This is a genomic window from Mesorhizobium sp. M7A.F.Ca.CA.002.04.1.1, assembly GCF_004022805.1.
GTDB classification, from domain to species: Bacteria; Pseudomonadota; Alphaproteobacteria; order Rhizobiales; family Rhizobiaceae; genus Mesorhizobium; species Mesorhizobium ciceri.
In genome coordinates, this window is record NZ_RZPL01001210.1 from 1 (window position 1) to 763 (window position 763).

At 67.2% G+C, this 763-nt stretch carries 1 pseudogene; it reads right to left on the reverse strand.

The window, feature by feature from the left end:
* Positions 1–92: 92 nt before the first annotated feature.
* Positions 93–763: pseudogene (locus tag ENZ75_RS33365) on the reverse strand (hypothetical protein); the annotation flags it as partial.

Genomic DNA, 763 nt, shown 5'->3' on the forward strand with positions numbered 1-763 from the left:
GCTTCAGATCCACCATGTTCCGCATGATGATTTCGGCCACATCTTGGCGACAGTTCACGGAAATTTCAAACCCTGCGGCCGCGCAATCACACCTACGAGGCCAGCGGCTGGCCGATGCGCAGGAAATCGCTGTCGAAGGGAACCTCCCGCGTCGAACCGCCGGCATGCAGCCGCATGCGGCCATCCGCCGTCGTGACGTCCCGCGGCGGCTCGCCGCCCGACAGCGGCAGGACGCCGATGACGTGGCGAAAAGACACGCTTTGGCCTTCGCCCAGCGCAAAAGCGGTCGCCACCCCTTCGCGCTTCAGCCAGTTGTCGCCGATCGAGGCGGCATGGCCGACGGCAGCGCGGCCATCCTCGATGCCGAGCACGCCAAGGTGGCGGCCGCTCCATGGGGCGTAGTCGCGCCCGCCATTGCTGAACCACAGCATGGTGATTGGCAGTTCGGCCGGGTTCTTCAGCACCAGCACCAGATCGTCCTCGGCCTGTCGTGCAAGCGCGGTCCATCCCGGCCCGCCATGGTCGGCTTCGACCAGCGTGATGAAATCCTCGCGGCGGTCATCCATGCGGTATTCCGTCAGGTCGAGCGTGCCGCCGCCGGCGGCGGGAAAATGGCCGAGATCGGCGGAGCGCGCCGGATAGGCGAGCATGAAGCGGCCGCGTGCGGGATCGGGCTCCAGCGGATCGTCCAGCGTCGCGGCAAAACGCTTCGGCGAAAAGGCCAGCCTGCCGCCGCCGGTCATGGCCGTCATCGGGTGATGGG